The organism is Paenarthrobacter sp. NPDC091711, from assembly GCF_044756605.1.
Classification (GTDB): domain Bacteria; phylum Actinomycetota; class Actinomycetes; order Actinomycetales; family Micrococcaceae; genus Arthrobacter.
On sequence record NZ_JBIVTF010000003.1, the window covers coordinates 397,722 to 420,817 of the forward strand.

Annotated in this window: 23 protein-coding genes; 9 read left to right on the forward strand and 14 right to left on the reverse strand. The window is 63.2% G+C overall.

The features are described 5' to 3' along the window. Positions 1 to 88: 88 nt before the first annotated feature. A complete protein-coding gene (locus tag ACIQH5_RS07660) occupies positions 89 to 1,333 on the reverse strand; it encodes a low temperature requirement protein A (protein ID WP_400401758.1) in 1,245 nt (414 codons plus the stop codon). Positions 1,334 to 1,447: 114 nt separating this feature from the next. Beyond that, on the reverse strand, positions 1,448 to 2,746 hold the full coding sequence (locus ACIQH5_RS07665) for an ATP-binding protein (protein ID WP_400401760.1): 1,299 nt from the start codon (positions 2,744 to 2,746) through the stop codon (positions 1,448 to 1,450). A gap of 260 nt (positions 2,747 to 3,006) precedes the next feature. Between ACIQH5_RS07665 and ACIQH5_RS07670 the strand changes: the two genes are divergently transcribed. Next, positions 3,007 to 4,128 (forward strand): FG-GAP-like repeat-containing protein, encoded by a 1,122-nt coding sequence (locus ACIQH5_RS07670; protein ID WP_400401762.1) that lies wholly within the window; start codon positions 3,007 to 3,009, stop codon positions 4,126 to 4,128. Between the two features lie 18 nt (positions 4,129 to 4,146). On the opposite strand, the gene ACIQH5_RS07675 is transcribed toward ACIQH5_RS07670, so the two are convergent. Together ACIQH5_RS07675 and ACIQH5_RS07680 are read right to left on the reverse strand one after the other, a co-directional pair. After that, on the reverse strand, positions 4,147 to 4,908 hold the full coding sequence (locus ACIQH5_RS07675; RefSeq protein ID WP_400401765.1) for an SDR family NAD(P)-dependent oxidoreductase: 762 nt from the start codon (positions 4,906 to 4,908) through the stop codon (positions 4,147 to 4,149). Positions 4,909 to 4,915: 7 nt separating this feature from the next. Next, complete coding sequence (locus ACIQH5_RS07680) at positions 4,916 to 5,830, reverse strand: fumarylacetoacetate hydrolase family protein (RefSeq protein WP_400401767.1); 915 nt, start codon at positions 5,828 to 5,830, stop codon at positions 4,916 to 4,918. Between the two features lie 140 nt (positions 5,831 to 5,970). On the opposite strand from ACIQH5_RS07680, the gene ACIQH5_RS07685 reads away from it, so the two are divergent. Genes ACIQH5_RS07685 through ACIQH5_RS07705 form a run of 5 tightly spaced genes read left to right on the forward strand, consistent with a single transcriptional unit; the run spans position 5,971 to position 10,684 of the window. After that, positions 5,971 to 7,275 carry an L-fuconate dehydratase gene (locus tag ACIQH5_RS07685; RefSeq protein ID WP_400401769.1) on the forward strand — a complete coding sequence of 435 codons (1,305 nt, stop codon included), beginning with the start codon at positions 5,971 to 5,973 and terminating at the stop codon, positions 7,273 to 7,275. Beyond that, positions 7,272 to 8,561: an alpha-L-fucosidase gene (locus ACIQH5_RS07690; protein WP_400401771.1), complete on the forward strand. Its 1,290-nt coding sequence runs from the start codon at positions 7,272 to 7,274 to the stop codon at positions 8,559 to 8,561. The genes ACIQH5_RS07685 and ACIQH5_RS07690 overlap by 4 nt, the downstream gene beginning before the upstream one ends. Continuing rightward, complete coding sequence (locus tag ACIQH5_RS07695) at positions 8,554 to 8,868, forward strand: L-rhamnose mutarotase (protein ID WP_400401773.1); 315 nt, start codon at positions 8,554 to 8,556, stop codon at positions 8,866 to 8,868. The genes ACIQH5_RS07690 and ACIQH5_RS07695 overlap by 8 nt, the downstream gene beginning before the upstream one ends. Continuing rightward, a complete protein-coding gene (locus tag ACIQH5_RS07700) occupies positions 8,853 to 9,818 on the forward strand; it encodes an aldo/keto reductase (protein WP_400401775.1) in 966 nt (321 codons plus the stop codon). The genes ACIQH5_RS07695 and ACIQH5_RS07700 overlap by 16 nt, the downstream gene beginning before the upstream one ends. Continuing rightward, on the forward strand, positions 9,815 to 10,684 hold the full coding sequence (locus ACIQH5_RS07705; protein ID WP_400401777.1) for an amidohydrolase family protein: 870 nt from the start codon (positions 9,815 to 9,817) through the stop codon (positions 10,682 to 10,684). The genes ACIQH5_RS07700 and ACIQH5_RS07705 overlap by 4 nt, the downstream gene beginning before the upstream one ends. Here ACIQH5_RS07705 and ACIQH5_RS07710 read toward each other — a convergent pair. The 5 genes from ACIQH5_RS07710 to ACIQH5_RS07730 all read right to left on the reverse strand — a co-directional run bounded on the left by ACIQH5_RS07710 (position 10,681) and on the right by ACIQH5_RS07730 (position 16,442). After that, positions 10,681 to 11,352: a FadR/GntR family transcriptional regulator gene (locus ACIQH5_RS07710; protein ID WP_400401779.1), complete on the reverse strand. Its 672-nt coding sequence runs from the start codon at positions 11,350 to 11,352 to the stop codon at positions 10,681 to 10,683. The two genes, ACIQH5_RS07705 and ACIQH5_RS07710, sit on opposite strands and share 4 nt — an antisense overlap. A gap of 212 nt (positions 11,353 to 11,564) precedes the next feature. Next, complete coding sequence (locus ACIQH5_RS07715) at positions 11,565 to 13,073, reverse strand: amino acid permease (RefSeq protein ID WP_400401780.1); 1,509 nt, start codon at positions 13,071 to 13,073, stop codon at positions 11,565 to 11,567. A gap of 138 nt (positions 13,074 to 13,211) precedes the next feature. Next, positions 13,212 to 14,627 carry an aspartate ammonia-lyase gene (locus tag ACIQH5_RS07720; protein WP_400401782.1) on the reverse strand — a complete coding sequence of 472 codons (1,416 nt, stop codon included), beginning with the start codon at positions 14,625 to 14,627 and terminating at the stop codon, positions 13,212 to 13,214. A 13-nt stretch (positions 14,628 to 14,640) separates the two neighbouring features. Further along, entirely contained in the window at positions 14,641 to 15,687 is a 1,047-nt protein-coding gene (locus tag ACIQH5_RS07725) for an asparaginase (protein WP_400401880.1), read from the reverse strand. Between the two features lie 35 nt (positions 15,688 to 15,722). After that, on the reverse strand, positions 15,723 to 16,442 hold the full coding sequence (locus ACIQH5_RS07730) for a FadR/GntR family transcriptional regulator (protein WP_400401784.1): 720 nt from the start codon (positions 16,440 to 16,442) through the stop codon (positions 15,723 to 15,725). A 150-nt stretch (positions 16,443 to 16,592) separates the two neighbouring features. On the opposite strand from ACIQH5_RS07730, the gene ACIQH5_RS07735 reads away from it, so the two are divergent. From ACIQH5_RS07735 to ACIQH5_RS07745, 3 genes are all read left to right on the forward strand, one after another. Further along, positions 16,593 to 17,099, forward strand: a complete 507-nt coding sequence (locus tag ACIQH5_RS07735; RefSeq protein WP_400401786.1) for a hypothetical protein — start codon at positions 16,593 to 16,595, stop codon at positions 17,097 to 17,099. A 93-nt stretch (positions 17,100 to 17,192) separates the two neighbouring features. Then, positions 17,193 to 17,798, forward strand: a complete 606-nt coding sequence (locus tag ACIQH5_RS07740) for a hypothetical protein (protein WP_400401789.1) — start codon at positions 17,193 to 17,195, stop codon at positions 17,796 to 17,798. Positions 17,799 to 17,882: 84 nt separating this feature from the next. Then, the gene (locus ACIQH5_RS07745) at positions 17,883 to 18,344 is read left to right on the forward strand and encodes a DUF3817 domain-containing protein (RefSeq protein WP_400401791.1); all 462 of its coding nucleotides are present in this window, start codon (positions 17,883 to 17,885) and stop codon (positions 18,342 to 18,344) included. 120 nt (positions 18,345 to 18,464) lie between these two features. Here the strand turns inward: ACIQH5_RS07745 and ACIQH5_RS07750 are convergent, their stop codons facing one another. The 5 genes from ACIQH5_RS07750 to ACIQH5_RS07770 all read right to left on the reverse strand — a co-directional run bounded on the left by ACIQH5_RS07750 (position 18,465) and on the right by ACIQH5_RS07770 (position 23,016). Further along, on the reverse strand, positions 18,465 to 19,415 hold the full coding sequence (locus ACIQH5_RS07750; RefSeq protein WP_400401793.1) for a hypothetical protein: 951 nt from the start codon (positions 19,413 to 19,415) through the stop codon (positions 18,465 to 18,467). Positions 19,416 to 19,417: 2 nt separating this feature from the next. Next, positions 19,418 to 20,026 (reverse strand): DUF6318 family protein, encoded by a 609-nt coding sequence (locus tag ACIQH5_RS07755; RefSeq protein ID WP_400401796.1) that lies wholly within the window; start codon positions 20,024 to 20,026, stop codon positions 19,418 to 19,420. Between the two features lie 171 nt (positions 20,027 to 20,197). Then, entirely contained in the window at positions 20,198 to 20,575 is a 378-nt protein-coding gene (locus ACIQH5_RS07760) for an RNA-binding S4 domain-containing protein (RefSeq protein WP_214822049.1), read from the reverse strand. 138 nt (positions 20,576 to 20,713) lie between these two features. After that, the gene (locus ACIQH5_RS07765) at positions 20,714 to 21,817 is read right to left on the reverse strand and encodes a sulfite oxidase (protein WP_400401799.1); all 1,104 of its coding nucleotides are present in this window, start codon (positions 21,815 to 21,817) and stop codon (positions 20,714 to 20,716) included. Between the two features lie 164 nt (positions 21,818 to 21,981). Next, positions 21,982 to 23,016 (reverse strand): aldo/keto reductase, encoded by a 1,035-nt coding sequence (locus tag ACIQH5_RS07770; RefSeq protein ID WP_400401802.1) that lies wholly within the window; start codon positions 23,014 to 23,016, stop codon positions 21,982 to 21,984. Positions 23,017 to 23,096: the final 80 nt, after the last annotated feature.

Here is a 23,096-nt window from a genome sequence, read left to right on the forward strand (position 1 = left end):
GCCCTCAGCCGCCCGTTGTGGGGCCTGTTTTGCGTGTTTGAGGGGGGATTTGGGGCGTAGAGCGGGCCCCGCAACGCAGGGGAATGGCTTAGCCCGCGGCGGTTTCCAGCCGACGGAGTGCCGCCGCCCTGCCTTTGTGCCCGCGTCGTTCGTCGTAGGCGATGGACAGGCCCAGGACCAGCATCATTGCCAGCATGCAGATCGGCACGGAGGCGCCCGCAGCTGCCATGGCGATGCTTGAAGCCAGGCCCAGAACCACCAGCGTGGAGCTCCAGAGGTGCTCGCGGTCCGGTCCGAGCATGATGCCGTACAGCGTACTCAGCGAAACCTTGAACAGAATGATGGGGATGGCGATGGATGCTACTGCCGCCGCTGCGGAGATATGCGCTTCGTGATCGATGAAGTACGCAGCAACGTGGAGCCCGGCGCCCGTCGCCGCGATGGCAGCGAAGATGAAGATGTGCCCGTATCCAAACACCCAAGAGCGGTGCCTTTGGAGATGGAGCGCAGTGCCTGAAGGCAGGATGAAGTAGATCCACCACATGGCAAAGGCCAAGCCTGTGCCGCTCAGGCCAACCAATGCTGCGTCAAGTGTCCACCCGTGCAAGGCAACGATCGCCCGCAGGGTTTCAATGGCTCCGATCAAGCACTCACCCAGGGCAATGATCGCCAGAAGGCCGTACCGTTCAGCGATGTGATGCGCGTGCCAGGGAGTGCGGATCTTCCGTTCCGCGAAGTACGGTGCTGCCATTTCCATGACGAACAGGGGTGTGGCCATGAGGAACGTGGTGAGGACGCTCGCGTCCACCAGCAACACAACAACCCAGCCCACTTGGACGATCGCCACGTACTTGGCGTAACGCAAACAGGTTTCACGGCGCTCGGGATCCTGCCGGGCTGCGCGTAGCCATTGGAAGATCAGGGCCACCCGCATCACGATGTAGCCGAGCACCATGGTGACGTTGTCCACGTGCTTTCCCTCGATAATCGAGTGGAATACCGGCTCAATGCCCATGGCCAGGACCAGGACGCCCACCATCTGCACCATGGTGACGACGCGGAACACCCAGTCATCGGTGTCATAGGCGCTGGCAAACCAGGTGAAGTTAATCCAGGCCCAGATGACTGCGAACATGGCGAAGGAAAAGGCGAGGAGACCCGGCCAGAAATGCGCTTCCGCCACAGCGTGGGCGAACTGGTTGCCGGCAACACCGAAGGCGATAACGAAGGTCAGGTCGAAGAAGAGCTCCAGTGGAGTCGCGGTGCGGTGCTTTTCATGGGGATCACGGCCACCCATGCGGGAGAGCGCATGGCGAAGGGGATTCGAGGACATGGCTCAAAGATTACCGCTGACCATGTCTCCTCGCCGAGACCGCCGGAATGCGTCGAGACCGCTGGATAGTTCCGGCGATCTGACACTGTTCCGGCGAACTCGCGGAGGGGAACCCTATACACGCCCCAGAACGTCAATGTCTTCCAGGAAATCCTGATGCACCTCAGGACTCACCGTCGTGCGGGTGTCGCCGATTGCGTCGAGGTAGTCCTGCGTGACCGGCCCCTTCCGCCCGTTGGACGCGAGACCTGAGCCGTCGTCGTCGTACACGGCTTTTTCCAAAGCCCGTTGGGAGGCGCTGCGGGCGGCGAACTCGATGTCCGCGGGTGAGAAGCCCTCGGTCCGTTCCACCAGCTGGGCAATATCAACCGAGTCCACCACGGAGGCAGGGATGAATCGCTGCCACATGGCTTCGCGGGCATGGACGTCCGGGAGGCCGATGGGGATGACGTAATCGAACCGGCCGTGGCGCAGGAACGCGGTGTCCAGCGCGCGGATGAAGTTGGTGGCGCACACCAGCAATCGGCCGGGTTGTTCGCGGAAGGCCGGGATGATCTTGAGGAGCTCGTTGGTGACGCCCTGCAACGGTGACGGCGGATCACCGGCACGTTGGGACGCGATCTCCTCCACCTCGTCGATGAACACTACGGCGTGTTCCAGCTCGGCGATTTCCAGGAATGTCTCTCGCAGCGCACCCGCCAGGCCCTTGGGATCGGCGGCCAGGCGCGACGGGAATACCTCAACGAACGGCCACTCCAAGCGGGAAGCGATGGCCTTGGCGAACGTGGTCTTGCCCGTGCCCGGAGGGCCGAAAAGCACCACGGCCCGGGGTGGAACCACACCGTATTCGTCGGCGAGGTCTGCCTCTGCCAGGGGGAGTACCAGGCGACGTTCCAGGAGTTCCTTCTCGCGGCGCATGCCTGCCACGTTCTCCCAGAGATCGCGGGCAAGGATGCGTCCGCCGAGCAGCCCCAAGGCTCCGAGTTCCTGCCTTTGCACCGGGATGGTCCGCTCGAAGTAGCGCAGGTTTTTCTTCACCACGAATCCGCGGCCCAGGAACGCTTCCACCCGCGTTTCCGTTTCCGGCATGAGCGCGGAGAGTTTATTGAGTCCGTGCGGGGCCATACGATTCTCGACGGCGGACAGCAGCGAGGTGCCGATGCCGCGGCCGCGGAACTCGGTGAGGGTGGCCAGGAAGACGATCCAGCCTTGGTCGTGCGCGGCGCGTCCGACGGCGGCGCCCACCACCTGCTCGCCCTGCACCGCCACCACGGCATGGTCCTTTTCGCAGGACGCCAGGACCTCCGACAACGCGTACACAGGCTCCACGCCGTCTGCCTTGAGTGACTCCCAGAGGTGCAGGATGCCGTCCAAATCGGACGAGTGAAAGTCCCTGATGCGCCAGTTGCTCATGGCTGTATCTCCTGAGTCTGCTAAGTGAGTCGCCGTTGATCTCTTGGAGTTGAGCATAGGCGAAGCACCGCTGCAGGAGGTTGCGGGCCCGTTGCGTTACGCAACGGAGGCCGTCTTGGGCAATAACGCACGACGACGGCCTGTCGCCGCCCGCGTTCGTCCCACCGTCGGGCGGGCCTCCTAGGATGGGCCCATATGGCACTTTTCGAGGGAGAAACGTGGGCCTGTTATCCGGGAGAAGAATCAGCGCGGCGGGAGTAATGGCTGCGTTGCTAGTGGGCGCAACGTTGGCGCCGGCCGCGCAAGCACCGGCCGCTCATGCGGCGGACGCGCAGGACGTGACGGTCTATGGCCACCCGATCGTGGGTGCGGTCCTGTCCGTGGAAGGGGCTCCGGCCTACTTCGCCAACTGCGGCGGTAGTGGCGAGCCCAGCTATTCCATTCAGTGGCTCCGGGACGGCGAACCTGTGGAGACCAGCCCGCCCTATTCCCCATACCTCTACTCCCTGGAAGCTGATGACCTCGGCGGCCGGATCTCTGCGATCGCCACGGGGTCGCCCACCAACTGTGCCGGCCAGGAAGTGGTCACCGGCGAGTCGGAGGAGATCCGCAAAGAACCCATGCGGGCAGAGGGCTTTACCGGCAGGGGTGTCTTCGAACTGATGGCCCGGAAGCATGACGGAACACTCATGATGTATCTGGGAAGGGACCAGGTCCAGGGTTGGCAGGAAACCCGGCAGGTGGGACCCGGTTGGGACGTGTTCACCAGAATTTTTGCCGCGGGTGACTTCACCACGGATGGCATCAGCGATCTCATGGCCACGGACACTTCGGGCACGCTCTACCGCTTCCAGGGAACAGGCGACGGCGGGTTCTACACCTTCCGCCATGCCGTGGGCTGGGGGTGGAACAGCATCGACAAAGTGGTGGGTCCCGGCGACTTCGACGGTGATGGCCTCAACGATCTCCTGGGCAGCGAGGCGAACGGGGACCTCTACGTCTTCCCCTCTCACCCGTGGGGAGGTTGGAGTCCCAGGATGAAGGTGGGCCACGGCTGGGACGTCATGGATCTCCTGATCGGTCCCGGCGACTTTGACGGCGATGGCAACGTGGACGTCCTGGCCAAGGACAAAGCCGGACGACTTTATTTCTACGGCGGCGATGGTGCCGGTGGATGGACCAGCTCACGCCAAATTGGCCAGGGCTGGAATGCCCTGACCAGCATCGGGAGCGCCGGAGACTTTAACCGCGACGGCGTTAATGACGTTCACGGTGTCAACGCCGCCGGGGATCTGGTGATGTACTACGGCGACGGGCACGGCGGCTGGAAGGGCGTCGAAACCGTGGGCTGGGGGTGGAACATCTTCAACGGGCTCTACTGATTCACCCCCACCCACCGGCTACTGAACCGGGCGGAGGCGCAATCCTTGCATGCCGCCGTCGACCGCCAGTGAGGTCCCCGACGTCGAACCGGACAGCGGGCTCGCCAGGTAAGCGACGGCGCCGGCCACCTCAGCAGGGTCCACCATCCGGCCGTGCGGTTGGCGGGCGTTAAGGGCAGCGCGCTCGCCGGCGGGGTCGGCTGCGGAGTTGAGCAACCGGCCAACCCACGGAGTATCCACGGTGCCGGGGTTCACGCAATTCACGCGGATGCCCTCACGGACGTGGTCCGCGGCCATGGCGAGCGTCAGCGACAACACTGCACCTTTCGATGCCGAGTACAGGGCACGCTGCGGGAGTCCGGCCGTCGCCGCGATGGAGCAGGTGTTCACGATCGCCGCCGCCGGGGATCTGCGCAGGTACGGCAGGGCTGCCCGGCTGACGCGCGCTATGCCCACCACGTTGACGTTGAGGACACGCAGCCATTCGTCGTCATCGTTGGCCGAGATGTCGCCTTGCGCTCCGATGCCCGCATTGTTGATCACGATGTCCAGGCCACCGAAGTGCTGCACTACGTGCTCGACGGCGGTACGCACCGACGAGTCGTCGGCTACGTTGCACTGCACTCCGAAATGCGGGCTGCTTTCGGGCGCGAGGTCCAGGACCGCAACCTGTGCACCCCCGGCGGCGAGGCGGTCCGCGATGGCTGCCCCGATTCCGGAGGCGCCGCCGGTAACAAGTGCTGTCAGTCCGTGGAACTCGTTGCCCGCCGAGGGTGCCATGGCGGGCTCAGGCGTTGATGCTGACGGGAGCGGTTGCCCCGGATCGGGAGCCGGCCTGTGCGCGGAAGTACTCCTGCCGCTGGCGTCCCAGTCCTTCAATTTCCAGCTCCACCACATCGCCGGGCTGAATGAAGGGGAAACGGCCGGACATTGCCACGCCCTCCGGGGTGCCGGTGATGATCACGTCGCCCGGTTCCAGGACCATGTATTGGCTGAGGTGGTGGACGATCGTGGCGGGGTCGAAGATCATGTCCGTGGTACTGGAGTCCTGGCGGCCCTCGCCGTTGACCAGTGTCTTGAGGCGCAGGCTGCTGGCGTCGACGTCGGCAGCTGGAACCAGCCACGGGCCCAGGGGAGTGGAGCCGGGGAGGGATTTGCCCTTGGTCCACTGTCCTGCAGCGCCAGGAATCTGGTAGTCGCGCTCCGAGAGGTCGTTGGCCACGGCGTAGCCCGCGATGCAGTCTTCGGCGTCGGAGACGGAGGAAAGGTATGACGCTTCCCGGCCGATCACGATCGCCAATTCCACTTCCCAGTCGTACTTTTCCGACGACGGCGGGATGGGGGCGGCGTCGAAAGGGCCAGCGACGGTGTTGCTCGGCTTCAGGAATACCACGGGAACTTCGGGCGGGGTCGCGCCGGATTCGGCGGCGTGGGCCGTGTAGTTGAGGCCGATGGCTACCACGGCGCCGGGACGTGCCACGGGCGCGCCGATGCGCAGGCCCTCCGGTGAGATTTCGGGAAGTTCCCCTTTGTCCAGGGCTTCGCGGGCCCTTCCGATGCCGTCGGAGGCGAGGAAACCGCCGTCGATGTCGGTAGTCAGGGCAGAAAGGCTGAAGTACTTCTCGGTGCCGTCGGCGTCCTGGGCAATGACGGCCGGTTGTTCGTTTCCGGCTGTACCCAGCCTGGCGAATTTCAAGGTCATGGCTTCCTCCGTGCGTTCGGGACTAACATCCGAGCTCTAGTGTGGTGTTTTCCCCCATAATACGGAAATGTGACCCATTGACAAGGTAGACATCGGATGTTTAGGCTCGGTGAAGAATCGTGACGCACTTCAGGAGCCGCATGAGCACCATCACCGCCATGGATACGTTCGATATCCGCTTCCCAACATCCCTTGAATTGGACGGCTCGGATGCCATGAATCCGGACCCGGACTATTCCGCCGCGTATCTGATCATCCGCACCGATGCCGGCGATCACCTCGAAGGCCATGGCTTCGTGTTTACCATCGGACGCGGCAACGAGGTGGAAACCGCAGCGATCGATGCTTTGCGCGGTCACATGCTCGGCCGGTCAGTTGAGGCGCTGCTCAGTGACATGGGCGCCACCTGGAAGCTGCTGGCGCACGACTCCCAACTCAGGTGGCTGGGGCCCGAGAAGGGCGTCATGCACATGGCAATCGGCGCCGTGGTGAATGCGCTGTGGGATTTGAAAGCCAAGCGTGCAGGACTGCCCTTGTGGGAGTTGCTGGCCGGAATGACACCGGAGGAGCTCGTAGCCCTGGTGGACTTCCGCTACCTCACGGACGCGCTTACTCCGAACGAAGCGCTGAACATCCTTCGCGCCGCCGAGCCCGGCAGGGAAGCGCGCAAAGCGGCACTTCGCGCTGAGGGCTACCCCGCATACACCACGACGCCGGGATGGCTTGGTTACAGCGACGAGAAACTGACGCGGCTGGCCAAGGAAGCCGTGGCTGACGGATTTGCCCAGATCAAGCTGAAAGTGGGCGCCTCCCTGGAGGACGACATCCGCCGCGTCCGGGCAGCCCGTGAAGCCGTGGGGCCAGACGTCAAGATCGCAGTGGACGCCAACCAGCGCTGGGATGTCCAGGACGCCATTGACTGGATGGCCCACCTTGCCCCCTACGACATCGCCTGGATCGAGGAACCCACCAGCCCGGACGACATCCTGGGCCATGCCGCCATCGCACGGGGAGTGGCGCCAATCCCCGTGGCAACCGGCGAGCACGTCCAGAACCGGGTGGTGTTCAAGCAAATGCTCCAGGCAGGCTCACTCCAGGTCCTCCAGATCGATGCCGCCCGCGTTGCTGGAGTGAACGAGAACGTTGCCATCCTCCTGCTCGCAGCCAAGTTTGGCGTGCCCGTGTGTCCGCATGCCGGTGGCGTTGGGCTATGCGAGGCCGTACAGCATTTGTCCATGTTTGATTTTGTTGCCGTGTCCGGAACCAAAGAGGACCGCATGATTGAGTTTGTGGACCACCTCCACCAACACTTCACCACTCCCGTGGTGGTCCACGACGGCGCGTACTGGGCGCCGTCGAACCCTGGCGCTGGAAACGAAATGCTCCGTGAAACACTGGCCGCGTACAGCTTTCCCCACGGCCCCGTCTGGAAGGAATCCCGTTGATCCGGCACGCACCTTGGTTTGAAGAAGCACGCCTTGGCATGTTCGTGCATTGGGGCCTCTACGCGCTCCCGGCACGGCACGAGTGGGTGATGAACCAGGAAGAAACCACTGTGGAGGAGTACTCCAAGTACTTCCAACGCTTTGATCCGGACCTCTATGATCCCCGCGAATGGGCTCGTGCTGCCCGGGACGCCGGCATGAAGTACGTAGTCCTCACCACCAAGCACCACGACGGCTTCTGCCTCTGGGATTCCGCGCTGACGGACTACAAAGCCACCAACACGCCCGCCGGCCGTGACCTGATCGCACCCTATGTGGAGGCACTCCGCGCCGAAGGGCTCAGAGTGGGCTTCTATCACTCGCTGATCGACTGGCACCACCCGGACTTCACCATTGACGGGGTACATCCGCAACGGAACAGCGCCGACGTCGAAAGCCTGAATGCCGGGCGCGATATGGCACGCTACCGCGAGTACCTGCACGGTCAGGTACGGGAACTCCTGAGCAACTACGGAACCATCGACTACCTGTTCTTCGACTTCTCCTACGCCGACACCAGGATCGCCGAATTTTGGGGCGGCAAGGGCAGCGATGACTGGGACTCCGAGAAGCTGCAGGCGATGGTACGGGAACTTCAACCCGGGATCGTGGTCAACGATCGCCTGGGTATCCCGGGGGATGTGGTCACACCTGAGCAGTACCAGCCCACCGAACCCATGATGCTCGACGGCGAAGCGGTCACCTGGGAGGCCTGCCAAACGCTGAACGGGAGCTGGGGGTACCACCGCGACAACCTCAACTACAAGACCGTGGACCTGCTCATCCGCATGCTGGTTGACGGGGTCTCCAACGGCGGGAACCTGCTGCTCAACATCGGACCCACGGGACGCGGGAGCATCGATCCGCGTGCGCTGGCCTCTCTGGAGGGCATCGGGGAGTGGATGAAATTGCACTCCCGCTCCATCTACGGAGCCGGTCCCGCCCAGTTCATCGCTCCGCCGGATGCCCGGTACACGCAGCGGGGAAACCGGCTCTACGTCCACCTGTTCGCCTGGCCCTTCGAGTACATTCACCTCCCCGGGCTCGCAGGGAAGGTGGAATACGCCCAACTCCTCAACGACGCATCCGAGGTGTTCCTCAAGGAAGTCGACCCGGACCAGGAAGCCTTCAACACCATTCCCGGGGGCCAACCGCCGGGCACCCTCACCGTGAAACTCCCCGTTCAACGGCCGGATGTGGCGGTTCCCGTCTTGGAGCTCTACCTCAAGGACGCGGCTCGTGACTGAAAGCATCGCCCTCCACACCCGCCTGAAGGCAGGAACGGAGGCGGAGTACGCCGACGCCCACGCCAACATTCCCCCTGAACTGGTAGCAGCGCTCAAGGAAGCCGGCGTACGGAACTGGCGGATCTGGCGCAGCGGACTCCATCTCTTCCATGTGGTGGACGTGGACGACTACCAAGCGATGCGGCATGCCCTCGCCCACCATCCGGCCAACGTGCCGTGGCAAGCGCGAATGGCTGAACTTTTGGAGGTCCAGGACGATTACTCAGGGGAGGATGCGGGTATCCAGAAAGTATGGGAACTGCCATGAACTCACACGACCACGGCAAGCTCGGCAAGCTCGGCAAGCTCGGCTTCGGCGGGGCGGGCATAGGAAACCTCTACCGGGCCATCCCCGACGGAGAGGCGCTCGCAACTGTGCTGGCAGCCTGGGACGCCGGAATCCGCTACTTCGATACCGCGCCCCACTACGGCCTGGGGTTGTCGGAGCAAAGATTGGGTGCCGTTCTCCGGGACAAGCCCCGCGAGGAATTCATCATCTCCACCAAGGTAGGCAGGATTCTGGAACCCAACGCCAGTGGTGGACAGGACTCCGAAGGATTCGACGTCCCCGCCGCCACCCGGCGTGTATGGGACTTTTCCGAAGCGGGCATCCGGCGCAGCATCGAGGACTCCTTGGAACGGCTCGGTTTGAACCAGGTGGACATCGCCTACCTCCACGATCCCGACGTCCACGATCTCCACGCCGGAATCTCTCAGGGCCTTCCTGCTCTGGAGAAGCTGCGCTCCGAGGGATTGGTCCGGGCCATTGGTGTCGGCATCAACTCCGCCGAGGCTGCCCTGGAATGCGTCGAAGCCGCCGATCTGGACCTCGTGATGCTCGCCGGACGGTACACGCTGCTTGAGCAGCCCGACGTCCCGCTGCTTGAACGCTGTCTGGAGCGCCGCACCGGCGTCGTCAGCGTTGGCGCCTACAATTCCGGCCTCCTGGCCAGGCCCGACGTCCCCGAAGACGCCCATTACAACTATGATCAGGCCCCGCCGGAGGTACTGGAACGGGCGCGTGCGCTCGCGGCCCTCTGCCGCGATTTCGGCGTGGAACTCCCGACGGCGGCACTTCAGTTCCCGTTGCGGCATCCGGCAGTGGTGAACGTGACAGCCGGGGCGACTTCCCCTGAACAGGTGGCCGCGAACTCGGCCCGTATGGAGGTGCCCGTACCGGAAGGGCTGTGGGAGGCTTTGGAGCGTGTTGGGCGGTGATTGATTCGCACCTCCACTTGTGGACCCTGAACTCTTTCGTCACCGGCGGTGTGCGGCACTATTCGTGGCTTGGTCCGCAGCATGGTGCTCTCTTCCGCAGTTTCGGCGAAGAGGAGGCGCGCGAGGCGTTGGACGCTGCCGGGGTCAGGGGAGCCGTACTGGTGCAGGCCGACGACACCGTTGCCGATACCGAGAGCATGCTGGCCATTGCCGCGCGGAATCCCTGGGTGTTTGGAGTGGTTGGCTGGATCAGGTTGGATGCGCCGGCCGAAGCTGCGGAGCAGCTGCACCGGTTCTCTGCTCACCCGGTTTTCAAGGGAGTGCGGCACCTGCTCCACGATGATCCGCGAAGCGACTTTCTGGATCTTCCCGCTGTCCGGGATTCCCTGGTGTTGGTGGCTCAGCGCGGGCTCACCCTGGACATCCCGGATGCGTTCCCCAGGCATCTTGGTTCGGCGGTTCGGCTCGCCCGCGAGATGCCGGAACTGACCGTTGTGCTGGACCACTTGGGTAAGCCGCCGCTGGCTGATCCTGACCTCATGGACTCGTGGCGCGCGGACTTCACGTCGCTTGGACGGGAACCGAACTCGGTGGCCAAGCTTTCCGGACTGCACCTGCCCGGAGTTGAGTACACCCCGGATGCGTTGCGGCCCCTGTTCGAATCAGCGTTGGAGGCTTTCGGGCCTGAACGCTTGATGATTGGCTGCGACTGGCCAGTGAGTACGTTGGGTGCACCCTATGGCCGGACGCTGGATGTGCTGCTGGAACTGGTGTCCTCGCTGAGTCCCTCGGAGCAGGAGCTGATTCTGGAGGAGACGGCCATCCGGACCTACGGCTTGGGAGTCACCCTTTTGGCCCAGGGTTAGAGCGACTGCCGCAGCCAGTTCTCCACGCCGCTGATGTGCACGGTCACCAGGGCTCGCACCAGTTCGGCGTCGCCTCGTTCCAGGGCGTCCGCGATCGCGTGGTGTTCGGCCAAGGTGTGCGCCACCGCTTTTTCCTGCGTCAGCCCACGCCAGATCCGGGCCCGCACGGTGCTGCTGGACAGGGCTTCCAGGAGGCTCCCGAGGTAGTCGTTTCCCGCGGCCTCGGTGATGATGCTGTGAAAGCGCAGGTCATGGGCCACGAGCTCCTCGACGTCCGTGTTCTCGTCGATGCCGTCCATGGTGCTTCTCAGCGCCAGCAACTCGACCGGCGTGATTTTGCTTGCCGCCAAGTGGGCGGTTGCGGGTTCCAGGATTCGCCGGACCTCAAAGAGTTCCAAGATGGAGCGGTCCTGGTGCAGGTCCACCACAAAGGCCACGGCTTCGTTGAGCAGCTTCGCGTCGAGGCTGGTCACGTAGGTGCCGTCGCCGCGGCGAACATCCAACACGCGTATCAGCTCGAGGGCTTTCACGGCCTCGCGCAACGAACTCCTTGAAAGACCGAGCCGTTCGCTCAGTTCCTTTTCCGGCGGAAGTCGATCGCCGGCCTTGAGTTCGCCGCGGATCAGCATGTCTTTGATCTTGCTGATCGCCTCGTCTGTGACAGCCATGGACCAATAGTAGCCACGAATGATCGGATGTCTGTTTCCGACGCCTCCGCACCCAACTGAGTCGCAGTTGAGGTCGTTCTCAGCGCTGGGAACGACCTGATCTGCTACTCAGTTGGGGGCGTTAACGCACGACGGCGGCACCTGGGTTCCGATTGTTACGGAACCCGGGTGCCGCCGTCGTTCGCTACTCGGGGCTTAGCTTATTGCAGCTGTTACTTGTCGCCACCGGGCATCGGACGGTTGGCAATCACCGGCGCGCTGCCCGTGTAACCGTCGCGGGTGGCGGCAATCTCGTGAATTTGCTTGCGGCACAGGTACCAGCCCCACACCATGAGCCCGCAGGCAACCGCGGTGACCAGCATGGTGAGCGGCGATTCGATGAATACCATGATCAGGACGGCCAGCAGGAAGACCAAGGACAGCCAGCCCGTGTACGGGGCGCCGAACATCCGGAAGGAGGGGCGCTTCACCCAGCCTTTGTCGGACCAGCGTTTGAGCTGCATCTGGCACAGGACGATGGTGGCCCAGGTGACGATGATGCCCACTGATGCGACGTTCAGGACGATTTCGAAGGCGTCGGACGGGACCAGGTAGTTCAACGGGACACCGAGCAGGGAGACGCCGGCCGTGATGGCGATGCCGCCGTACGGAACGCCGGCCTTGTTCATGCGCTGGGCGAACTTCGGGGCCGAACCGGCCACGGACATGGAGCGGAGGATGCGGCCGGTGGAGTAGAGGCCGGCGTTCAACGAGGACAGCGCCGCGGTGAGCACCACGAGGTTCATGATGACATCCACGCCCTCAACACCAATGGAACCAAAGAACGTCACGAAGGGGCTCACGCCCTTTTCGTAAGCGGTGTACGGGAGGAGGAGCGCCAGCAGGATGACGGAACCAACGTAGAAGACGGCGATGCGGAAGACCACGGAGTTGATGGCCTTGGGCATGATCTTCTCAGGATTGGCAGTTTCACCAGCAGCGGTTCCCACCAGTTCGATCGAAGCGTACGCGAACAGAACACCCTGCATCAGGATGATCATGGGCAGAATGCCGTTGGGGAAGATGCCGCCGTTGTCCGAGATGAGGCTGAAGCCCACTTCCTGTCCATCCACCGGGGTGCCGAAGATGACGAAGTACGTGCCAACCAGGAGGAAGGCCACCAGGGCGGCCACCTTGATCAGCGCGAACCAGAACTCCATTTCGCCGAAGACCTTCACGGAAACCAGGTTGAGGCAGAGGACTACCACCAGAGCAATGAGCGCCCAGGCCCACTGCGGAACGGCACCCATCCAGGCGATGTATTTGCCGAAGAAGTTCATGTACAGGGCCACCGCGGTGATGTCCACGATGGTGGTGGTGGCCCAGTTGATCCAGTAGAACCAGCCCGAGACGAACGCGGCCTTCTCGCCGTAGAACTCGCGGGCATAGGAAACGAAGGATCCCGACGACGGGCGGTGCAGAACCAGTTCACCGAGGGCGCGGAGGATCAGGAAGGCGAAGAAGCCACAGACTGCGTAGGCGATGACAAGGGAAGGACCAGCTGCGTTGAGTCGGCCACCGGCGCCAAGGAACAGCCCGGTGCCGATCGCGCCGCCGATCGCAATCATCTGGATCTGGCGGGGCTTGAGGTCCTTGTGGTAGCCGGAGTCCTCCTTGTGGAGGGCTTTCTCGCTGGCGTGCGCTTGGGCCGGGACCGTGTGGTCCGTGATGGGGTTGGTCATTGGAATCCTTAAGGGTGTCCTGTTGGGGGTGTCCTGGGCGCGTCCGGGGAAGGATTCGGGCACGCAGAACTAAGCCTCGTGGGGGTATGCCTCATGGGGCGGGACGGCTGGTCGGTGCGCTTACAGGCTAGTTTCGGCCTATTTGCTGAGATTTGCCAGACGTTCGGGGCTCAGCAGTTCTTCAAGCTGGGCGGCGGTCAGGAGACCGTGCTCCAACACAAGTTCTGCAACGCCCTTGCCCGTTGCCAGCGCTTCCTGGGCGATAGCGGTGGCGGAGGCGTAGCCGATATGCGGGTTCAATGCCGTGACGAGACCGATCGACTGCTCCACGGTAAGCCGTAGCCGTTCGGTGTTTGCTGTGATGCCCCGGACGCAGCGTGCCGTAAGGGTGCGGCACGCTGCTTCCAGGTGGGAGATGCTCTTGTGCAGGCTGTGCACAATGATCGGTTCGAAGGCATTCAGCTGAAGCTGGCCTGCCTCCGCGGCCATGGTGACGGTGACATCGTTGCCGATGACTTCGTACGCCACCTGGCTGACCACTTCCGGGATCACCGGATTGATCTTGCCGGGCATGATCGACGAACCGGACTGAACGGCCGGAAGGTTGATCTCACCCAAACCCGCACGCGGTCCGGAGGACAGCAAGCGGAGGTCGTTACAAATCTTGGAGAGTTTCACTGCCACGCGCTTCAGCACACCGGACAGGTGGACGAACGCGCCCACGTCCTGGGTGGCCTCAATGAGGTCAGCAGCAGTGAGAAGGGGCAGGCCCGTGATGTCGGCCAGGTGGCGGCACGCGGCTTCCGCGTATCCGGCCGGCGCATTCAGGCCCGTGCCGATTGCCGTGGCACCAAGGTTGATCTCGTGGATCAGCATGTGGGATTCGTCCAGGCGTGCGCGGTCCTCACCGATGGTCACGGCGTACCCGCCGAACTCCTGGCCGAGAGTCATGGGAACCGCGTCCTGCAACTGCGTGCGCCCCATCTTCACTACGGTCCGGAACTCCCGGCCCTTCTCAGCGAAGGCCAGCTCGAGTTCTTCGAGGGCCTCAAGGAGTTCCTTCACGGAGAAGATCGTGGCCAGGTTCACCGCCGTCGGGTAGACGTCGTTGGTGGACTGGCTGAGGTTGACGTGGTCATTCGGGTGAAGCTTGGAGTAATCGCCCTTGGGGTGACCCAGGATCTCCAGGGCACGGTTGGCGATCACCTCGTTGGCGTTCATGTTGGAACTGGTACCGGCGCCGCCCTGGATCACGTCCACCATGAACTGCTCGTGAAGCATGCCGTCCATGATGTCCTGGCATGCCTGTTCAATGGCACCTGCCTTTTCGGCGTCCAGCAAGCCAAGCTCGTGGTTAGTGCGTGCGGCTGCCTGCTTCACGGCGGCCAGACCCCTGACCAGGTGCTTGTTGGTGGAGAGGGGCTGCCCGGTGATCGGAAAGTTCTCGATGGCGCGGAGGGTATGGACGCCCCAGTAGGCATCCGCGGGTACATTGCGGTCGCCCAAAAGGTCGTGTTCGGAACGGAGGGGGATCGCCTGATCGACGGTGGTCATAGCTGTCCTTGGTTTAGTTGCTGAAAATTTGGGCTGCGCGGAGCTCGCCGACCGGAAGGCCGCCGCCCAGCACAGGTGGGCTCTGAAGCGTGTCCAGGCTGCCGCCGTCGACGCCCAACCGGCGAAGAACCTCAACGGTGATGGGCATGCGGGCGCGATCGCCGCCGTCGGAAATCTTCACCGCGACGCCGGTGCCGTCCGGGAGGCCAACCAGCTGGAGGCCTTCGAAGCCGTCCTTCGCGAGCAGGCCGGGAACGGCACGCATGAGGGCGGTGATGTCTCGGCCTTCACCTGCCACCATCTCCGGGAATCGGCGCATGGCGTGGGCAACTTTGCCTTCGTCGGTGTTTTCGTCGGCAGCGGCGAGACGGCCATAAGCGCGCGCCATGCCATGCAGGGTGTGGGCGAAGAGAGGCGTTCCGCAGCCGTCCGTGCTGACAGCAGCGGCTTCCTCGCCTGTGAGGTCAGTGATGGTGTCGCGGACCAGGACCTGCAGCGGGTGCTCGGGGTGCAAGTACCTCTCCACAGGCCAGCCGTTGATGACGCAGACGGCGGTCATGGACGCGTGCTTGCCGGAGCAGTTCTGCGCGACTTGGGTGGGGCCGTTGCCGGCGCGCAGCCAATCCTCGCGCTCCTTCACTCCATAGGGGAGGTCCGTGCTGTTGCCCAAGGCCGCTTCGGTGAGGCCGTGCAGTTTCAGGATCTCAGCGGCACCGTCGCGGTGCATCGGTGCGCCGGAGTGGCTGGCAGCGGTGAGGGCAAGGAGGTTTTGGGGGAGATCCAGGCCCGCCTTGAGCAGGGCTACAGCCTGCAACGGCTTGAGGCTTGAACGCGGGTACATCGGCGCATCCGGTTCGCCGGCCTCGACGGCAGTGCCGCCGTCTTTGTGGAGGGCGATCAGCGATCCATAGTGGATGCTCTCCACCAAGCCGTCGCGGGTTACCTCTACGAGCGGGACGTGGTGGGGCGTTTTCAGGCCCTGTGCTGTTGCGGGCGCGGCTGCTTCGGGCGTGGCTTCTCCGGGCGCGGCCTTGTGGACCGGTGCTTCGGGGACGGGCATGGTGGCGGTGACTGGCATGCTTTCCTTTGGATGTGTCATTTGCTGAGGATCGTGTCCAGTGCCACGCTGACGGCCTGCAGGTGAGCGGCCATAGCTTTGCTTGCGGCTTCGGAGTCGCCCGCTTCGATGGCGTTAAGTACGGCGACGTGTTCCTCATCCGAGCGGTGTTGCCGGTCTGCGACGAGGTTCAAGGTTTCGGACTGGTGGGCCAATGCCTCACGGATATCCGAGACGACGCTGGCAAACACCCGGTTTCCGCTGGCGCGGGCAACGGCCGAATGGAAGCTGGCGTCCAGGTTCACCCAAGCTTCGGGATCGTTCTCGGTGAGCATCTCCTGAACGATGTCCTTCAGGTGCTCCAGTTCTTCCTCGGTCCTTCTTTGAGCCGCAAGTCCCGCTGCCGGGATCTCGATGTGAGGACGTGCTTCGTTAAGATCACGTGCACTGTACTGACCCAAGGTAAGGTCATTAGCAACCTTGTTGGCCACAATGAATGTGCCCTTGCCGGTCTTGGTCACGGTGAGGCCCAAGGTGTTACAAGACCTCAGCGCTTCACGTATTACCGAGCGGCTCACGCCGTACTGGCCTGCAAGCGTTGCCTCGGAACTCAGCTTGGTGCCGATATCGAACTGGCCGCCTTCAATGGCGCGTCGAAGTGCCGCAAAGACCGCCTCCGCTGCGGAAATGCGAGAGATGGGCGTATGCCCACCCTTGGGATCTTGCTGTCCGGCTGTCCGGCTGTCTGACAGGTTCACGCTTTGAATATGGCACGGGTCACAAGTGCGTGTCAACGCTGAAAGAGTCGCTTCACGCTTTGGGGTCACTGGCCGCTCTTTGGCCAGTCTTTGGGCCGCCCGTTGCGTCGGTCTTTGGGCCGGGCGATGCGCGGTCCCGCACAATGGACCATGCTCTTCACCAAAAAGTCCCTCACGGAGGACGGGTTCACTGGATTCCGGCCGATCGACGAACTCGATCCCATGAGGATTCCCCAAGGCCCCGGCATCTTCGCGATCCTTCGTGCCGCCGATTTTGAGCCCGTGTTCCTCAGCAAGAGCAGTGCTGGCACGTTCAAGAAAAAGGACCCCTCGCTCAAGCGCGAAGCCCTGGAATCCGAATGGGTGCCCGACGCTTCTGTGCTGTACGTAGGTAAAGCCAGCGCCGGAAGCCAAGGCAACCGCGGGCTCCGCAAGCAGATCCAAGAGTTCCTGGACTACGGCCGCGGACGGCCCACCGTCGTGTGGGACGCACGGCTCATCTGGCAACTCCGTGACGCGATGGACCTCATCATCGCGTGGAAGGAATTCCCGGCTTCCGAGGTAAATTCTGCCGAGGCCGCCTACCATGCAGTCTTTGTTGCCACTCATGGACGCCTACCTTTCGCCAACCTGGTCCAGGCCCGCTCCAAGAAGTAGAACCCGGCACAACGCCGAAAGCAGTACGACGGCGGCGGCCGGGTTCCGCCGTCGGCCTCCCGCTCGCAGGGCGTTCGGCGCATAATGGCAACCATGACGGGCAGCAATGCCACTGCAGGCAAACCGCATGGACCTCGGATCACTGTTGAGGTGCCCGTCCTGCGCGTGGGTGCAGGTCCTTCGGAGTACGAGGGGCTGAACCGGTTCGTCGACTCCCTGCGGAAGCCTCAGGGCTTGCACTTGACCCTTATGCACGTCGGCATTTTCGAAGACTTGGGCGGGGACATTGCTGCCTGGACCAAGGGGTTGTCTCCTCCGGAGAAGACACTTCCGGAGATCGCCAGTTGGTTGACGGAGTTGCCGGTGTTGCAGGGCTTTTTGGGGAAATCGGACAAACTGATCCCTCTGGGCGGTGGACGTCTGATGGGACTCGAAGTGGACGTGCCGCAGGAAGTGCACGACTACCAAGCGCTTTTGGTGCAAGGGCTGCACATACTCTTTGACGATCTGGGCTTGGACAACATTGACGACTTCATCCTGAGCTCACCCGCACTCGGCTACAGGTCACCCCGGTGGTTGCCCCACATCGCGGTGGGCAAGGCCCGCACCCGCCACGAGCCGGAGATGGAGATCGCTCCCGTGGCCATTGAATTTGGAGACTCGCGGATCCGCAACCGGGAGGCGCTCCCAGTGTCGTAATGACTCGGTTCCTGACGCGACGCCTTTTAAGTTCTACAGCCGGTAAAATAGTATGTGTCTCCCGTTTTCTACCTGAGGACCTCCATGCAGCCCCGCACCCTGTTTCGTACCGTAGCTTTTGCCGAGGCCGTGACATGGACGCTGCTGTTGATCGGGCTGTTCCTCAAGTACGTCACACGCACCACGGACGTTGGTGTGAGTATTGCCGGAGGCATCCACGGCTTCGTGTTCCTCTGCTACGCCGCGACGGCCGCCTTCACCTGGATCAACCAGAAGTGGTCCACCCGGACGGGCCTGCTCGCCATTGGTTCAGCAGTTATCCCCTACGCCACCATCCCCACGGAGAAGTCGCTCGACCGCCGCGGTCTCCTTGACGGCGGATGGCGTTTGGCTGCCGGAGGCGAGAAGCCTCAAGGGGGCTTCGAGGAAGCCCAGGCTTGGGTTCTGCGGAACCCGGTTCTTGCCGTAGTTGTCACCCTCGTTGCAGTCGGAGCCGTCTTTAGCTTCCTGTTGTTCATGGGCCCTCCAGGTACCTGGTTCTCCTAGGGTTCGGCAGGCGAAAAAGAATCGGCTCTTCGGAACTGGTTCTTTTTTCACTTAAGGCGAGGGATCCCTGCCTTCATGGTCCGTCGCCGCCCACTTTGACTCATGGGTGGTGCCGTCTGTCTATCTGCTCTCTGCTCCGGGGCAGCCCCAAGAGTTGGGGTTTTCTTGGCAGGTGTCGGCGACGAGTGCTTTTTCTGTTTTCCAGACGTGGATGGTTTTGGTGGGTGTGGTGATGTCGAGGGTGCCGTTGATGGGTAGTGGTGGGCCGTTGTTGACGGAGTAGGTGCCGGTGAAGCTGGTGGTGATGGTTGCTGGGTAGTTGCCGGTGTTGGTGTAGCTGTGGCTGGTGCGTGTTTCGGTGGTGAGCCATTCGGTTTCGGGGATGGGGTAGCCGGCGGCTGGTGTCGGTCCGAGGGTGGTGCCGTCGCCGAAGGTGTAGCTGTAGTTGGCGGGTGTGGCGGTGAGGTGGACTGCTTGGCCGAGGATGGTGAGGTCGAAGGTTTGTTCGTTGGTGGTGGTGTAGAAGTTGGTGGGTCCGCCTTTGAGGGTGTGGGGGAAGGGTTGGGCTTCGAAGGTTCCGGGGTTGATGGGTAGTTGTCGGAAGTCGTTGAGGATTCGGGCGGCGATGTTGGCCAGGACGTTCTCGGGTTGGGGGTCGTAGAGGCAGGTGGGTCCGCTGACTGCTGGGTAGTCGGTCCAGGTGGGGTTTGTGATGGATTTCGGGGCTTGCCGCCAGATCACGGGGGTGCCTTCTTCTCCGTCAGGTGTTTTGGCCGGGCATTCCATGGTGAGGCAGCCCCTATCTGGCGTGTCCGTTCCGCCGGACCGGCAATGAACATCGGCCATGTACTGATTCGGGTCCTCAGCACCCGTGCTGCTGCCTTCAACGAACGGTATAAAACTGCCGGTGGCGGGGTCTCTTGTCCACTGGGTCGCACTGAGGTTCAGCCCATTGTCGACATACCCAATATCTATCTTTGGGTCTTTGGCACTGGCGATTCCCCATTGCATCGCCAAGGCCATGAATGTGGAGGCGAGGAGAGCGGCGGTGACACGCTTGAAAGTCTGCATAGCTAACGGATCAAACCCAGGTCAGTTAGTACCCACCGCTGATTCTCGAACGTCAGGGCTGCTCGACTTGCTGAATTCGTTGCCGCGGTGGGGTCCTGATAAAGCGATCCGCCAGGCATCCTAATTTCAATAGGTTCTTGGATGACCTGCACGACGGCGACCTGGGTGGAAATCGATGGATCGAAGTCAGCCTCAATGGTCGCTGACTTGATAGTTGCCCCGGCGATCCACCGCCCGTCCAGCCAAGCGCTCTCCACACCCTTGCGGAGGGACGCGCATAAGACGCAAGTCGTACTACTCAGCGCCCTCAGTTGTTCGGTAGAACCCGTCTCGTAGCTGTAGCTCAGTTGCGCGTACCAGTACCCGATAAACGCCTCCAGCCCGGCCTTTGAGTTCTCTTTCGCCAGCTCCGGCATCACGGGAACGGGGACGTTCTGTGCCTTCCCCGTCGCGTCGGCGGGCTTGTATACAGGGGAGGCAGCCGGAGTAGCCGAAGCCGCCGGAGACGAAGCGCTCACGGTGGGCGACGCCGTCGTCGAGCTGGTCTCTGACGGTGGGCTGCTCGGTGCGGAGCCACCCTGGCAGCCGCTGAGGAGGACGACAGCGGTCAAACAAAATACTGCTGTTCGGGCGTGAACAAAAGGAAAAGTGGCAAACGAAAGGCGTGACATGACGAAGCTCCCCAGCAGCTGTTTGGCGGTGTGCCGGTCAGTCTAGGCCGGGGTCGGGCAACTATTCATGTCGGAAAACGAGACCTGTGGATAACCGCCATTAGGACCGGCCTAGCCCCGCAGCTTCTCCATATCCCGGCGGTCCTTCTTGGTGGGCCGGCCGGCGCCGCGGTCGCGCTGGGGGAGTCCGAGCTTCGGGGCAACGGGGCGCGGGGGAGTGTGGTCAGTAAAGCAGTGCGAGGCCGCTTCGGCGCCTACGCGCTTGGCGATGAGCCGCCGGACCTCCAGGATCCGTTCCCAGCCGGATTCCCGGACGCGGATGGTGTCTCCGATGATCACGCTCTGCGATGCCTTGACCGGGTTCCCGTTGACGCGGATGTGCCCGGCCCGGCAGGCGGCCGTGGCAGCGGAGCGGGTCTTGTACGCGCGGATTGCCCACAGCCAAGCGTCGACGCGGACGTTGGCCGGGGATGAAGGCGGGATACTCATGATTGGAACGAGTCTAACCGGGGCGGGGCGGGCTGGCGAGAACGCGGGAAGCCTCCGAGAACGCGGGGAAGCTGCCGAAATCGCTGGAGACTTCCGGCGATCACGCACCGTTCCAGCGATCTCGGCGAGCCCACCAAACTACCGCACCGTCACCTCAACCACCTGCGCCATGTTGTTCCCGATGCCCTGGTAATTCCACACCTGTTCAGTGGGCTGGAGCGCGCCTGACGAATCCATGGCCCGGCACCGCAACACATGCTCACCGGGGCTCGCCACCCACACCATTGACCACGAGCGCCAGGCAAAGTCGCCCGGAGCAGGCTCGAGGTGCGCCGGCATCCACTCGCCGTCGATCCCCACCTCCACGCGATCCACCTCACCGTGCCCGGACCAGGCGCGCCCGTGCAGCATCACGGGCCCAGCATCCACCACACGACGCCGAGTGTAGAAGTCTGGAATTCCGGGCGGAATCATCAGGGAGCGGACGCGAATGTGGGACACAGGCAGGCCCGGCCCATCGGGTCCTTGGAGATAGTGGTACGCGACGGCCTGCTGGAAACCCATGAATCGCGACGTCACAGCTTCGATCGACGTCAACCACTTCACACTCGCCATGCCATACCAGCCCGGCACCAGCAACCTGAGCGGAAAGCCGTGCTGGATAGGCAGCGGACTGCCGTTCATGGCGTAGACCAGCATGACTTCGGGATGCATGGCTTCCGCCACCGAAAGGCTGCGCGCGTACGGTTCTTCGACGCCCCCTTGGATGCCGTTGTCGGCACCGGTAAAGACAAGTTCGACGGCGTCACTCGCCAAGCCTGCTTCCTCCAGCAAGGGTGCCAACGGGGTTCCGGTCCACTCTGCCGTGCCCACCGCACCGAGAACCCAGGGTTGGCTGACGGGACGTGGCTGCAGGAGCGACCGTCCGTTTCCTGCGCATTCAAGGGTGACGGGCATGGTGACTGAGGGCCGCGCTTTGATGTCCTCGAGACTCAGCTCGAGGCTCCGGTCAACGGCGCCGCCCAGCCGAAGCCGCCACGTCTCAGCGGCAACATGCGGGATGTCGAAGTGGATCAGCAGGTAATGCAGCCCGGCCGGCGTGATGTCGTCGTGGAGGGCCTCAAGCGGCATGGAGTGGTTCCGCCCGGAGAGTTGCAGTTCTTCGTGAGTCAGCGGACCTTGGGTTGGCTGCCCTGGGTTGGCTGCTTTCGTTGCTCTTTGTTTGACGTGGTGCTTGGACATGGGACGGCGGCGTTCTACTGGAAGCTAAACGCTGCGGAGTGCCGCAGCACTTAGGTCAAGGATCACGCCGCGGCCGAACCCGCGTCAATACCTTGTTGCGGGGCCCGCTCTGCGCGCCAAACCGGGCGCGAGGGACGCAGAGGAGGCCTCGCAACTGAAGGTGGCTACCGGCGTCGTAGTTCCGGGTATTCAAGGTGGGGTGCAACTGTGCCGGCGTCGCGCTCCAGGAAGTTCACGGCCGGGGCCACGATGTCGTCGATTTCGTCAAGGATCGTTTCGCTGAGCACCACATCTGCGGCTTTCAAGTAATCGGTGAGGTGATCCTCGGTCCGCGGTCCAATGACCACGCTGGTGACCGCCGGGTGGTTCAGGGCGAAGGCGACGGCCAGCTGTATCAGGGTCAACCCATGGCGTGATGCAAGCTGCGCGAGGGCATCAGCGGCGTGCAGCTTGCCCTGGTTAAAGGGCGCGTTCACATCGAATCGGCCCGGAACCGCTGCCGATCGCGAACTCTCCGGCTGGCCCCCGCCGACGCGATAACCGCCGGCCAGCCAGCCGCCGTCGAGCGGGCCGTAACTCAGAACCCCGACGCCGTATTGCTGGGTGATGGGGAAAACGTCGCGTTCGTTGGCGCGCACCAGCAGGGAATAGGGAACCTGATCCACCACGGGCGGCGTGAGGTGGTTGGTGTTGGCGATCCACTGGGCCTCAACAAGCTGGGCCGGGCTGAACACGGACGTGCCGTAATAGAGGATTTTGCCCTGCCGGATGAGGTCGTTGAGCGCGGTGATGGTCTCAAGGAGATCGGTGTTGTAGTCCGGACGGTGCGCTTGGTAGAGGTCGATCCTGTCCGTGTTCAGCCGCCGCAAGCTGTCCTCAACAGCCCGGACGATCCACCGGCGTGAGTTGCCGGCGTGTGCCGGGTTGGATCCCATCTGGCCGTGGAACTTTGTGGCCAGGAAAACGTCGTCGCGCCGGCTGTGGATGGCCTGGCCAACCACGGTCTCAGCTTCGCCCTGGGAGTAGATGTCTGCGGTGTCAACGCTGGTGATACCGGCGTCGAGGGCGGTCTTGATGATGCGGATGCTCTCGGCCGGGCCCGTGGGTGCGGCGCCGGTGCCGAAATTCAGGGTGCCCAGCGTGAGGGGGCTGATCAGGGCGCCAGTGCGTCCAAGCGTTCGTAGCTCGTTGAGGCTCATGTCGGCTTCCTGTGGTGGGACAGTGCTGATGTCCAGGCCTGAGTCGGTGGCCGTGGATGTTCAATCGAGGCTACACACGC

Bases quoted from the DNA above. Each gene is read 5' to 3' on its own strand.
- ACIQH5_RS07735 (WP_400401786.1), top strand. From the start codon at position 16,593: ATGCTCTTCACCAAAAAGTCCCTCACGGAGGACGGGTTCACTGGATTC.
- ACIQH5_RS07765 (WP_400401799.1), bottom strand. From the start codon at position 21,817: ATGTCCAAGCACCACGTCAAACAAAGAGCAACGAAAGCAGCCAACCCA.
- ACIQH5_RS07720 (WP_400401782.1), bottom strand. From the start codon at position 14,627: ATGACCACCGTCGATCAGGCGATCCCCCTCCGTTCCGAACACGACCTT.
- ACIQH5_RS07700 (WP_400401775.1), top strand. From the start codon at position 8,853: ATGGGAACTGCCATGAACTCACACGACCACGGCAAGCTCGGCAAGCTC.
- ACIQH5_RS07660 (WP_400401758.1), bottom strand. From the start codon at position 1,333: ATGTCCTCGAATCCCCTTCGCCATGCGCTCTCCCGCATGGGTGGCCGT.
- ACIQH5_RS07715 (WP_400401780.1), bottom strand. From the start codon at position 13,073: ATGACCAACCCCATCACGGACCACACGGTCCCGGCCCAAGCGCACGCC.
- ACIQH5_RS07760 (WP_214822049.1), bottom strand. From the start codon at position 20,575: ATGAGTATCCCGCCTTCATCCCCGGCCAACGTCCGCGTCGACGCTTGG.
- ACIQH5_RS07665 (WP_400401760.1), bottom strand. From the start codon at position 2,746: ATGAGCAACTGGCGCATCAGGGACTTTCACTCGTCCGATTTGGACGGC.
- ACIQH5_RS07750 (WP_400401793.1), bottom strand. From the start codon at position 19,415: ATGCAGACTTTCAAGCGTGTCACCGCCGCTCTCCTCGCCTCCACATTC.
- ACIQH5_RS07710 (WP_400401779.1), bottom strand. From the start codon at position 11,352: ATGGCTGTCACAGACGAGGCGATCAGCAAGATCAAAGACATGCTGATC.
- ACIQH5_RS07725 (WP_400401880.1), bottom strand. From the start codon at position 15,687: ATGCCCGTCCCCGAAGCACCGGTCCACAAGGCCGCGCCCGGAGAAGCC.
- ACIQH5_RS07680 (WP_400401767.1), bottom strand. From the start codon at position 5,830: ATGACCTTGAAATTCGCCAGGCTGGGTACAGCCGGAAACGAACAACCG.
- ACIQH5_RS07740 (WP_400401789.1), top strand. From the start codon at position 17,193: ATGACGGGCAGCAATGCCACTGCAGGCAAACCGCATGGACCTCGGATC.
- ACIQH5_RS07675 (WP_400401765.1), bottom strand. From the start codon at position 4,908: ATGGCACCCTCGGCGGGCAACGAGTTCCACGGACTGACAGCACTTGTT.
- ACIQH5_RS07685 (WP_400401769.1), top strand. From the start codon at position 5,971: ATGAGCACCATCACCGCCATGGATACGTTCGATATCCGCTTCCCAACA.
- ACIQH5_RS07670 (WP_400401762.1), top strand. From the start codon at position 3,007: ATGGCTGCGTTGCTAGTGGGCGCAACGTTGGCGCCGGCCGCGCAAGCA.
- ACIQH5_RS07770 (WP_400401802.1), bottom strand. From the start codon at position 23,016: ATGAGCCTCAACGAGCTACGAACGCTTGGACGCACTGGCGCCCTGATC.
- ACIQH5_RS07745 (WP_400401791.1), top strand. From the start codon at position 17,883: ATGCAGCCCCGCACCCTGTTTCGTACCGTAGCTTTTGCCGAGGCCGTG.